The 228-nt window shown below is 33.3% G+C and carries 1 pseudogene; it reads left to right on the top strand.

The annotated features are described in order from the left end of the window. Positions 1 to 118, top strand: a pseudogene (locus ACRHOC_RS15335) (cytochrome c oxidase subunit II); the annotation flags it as partial. Positions 119 to 228 lie beyond the last annotated feature (110 nt).

The following is a 228-nucleotide window of genomic DNA, read 5'->3' on the forward strand; positions in this document are numbered from 1 at the left end:
GATTTGTGGAAAATCTCATTACAACATGCAAATGAAAATTGTTGTGGAAACAGAAGAAGAGTACCAAGCTTGGATGAGTCAGCAACAGCTATTCAAAGACTCATTGATTCAAAATTAATTTAAACAGAAAGAATAAAACTTATATAGATTATGTCAGCACACGCAGATACTCACGATCACGAAGACCACGGACATCATCATAAAGAAACTTTTGTGACTAAATACATT

Origin of the sequence: Winogradskyella poriferorum, assembly GCF_050618035.1 — a bacterium.
Taxonomy (GTDB): domain Bacteria; phylum Bacteroidota; class Bacteroidia; order Flavobacteriales; family Flavobacteriaceae; genus Winogradskyella; species Winogradskyella poriferorum_A.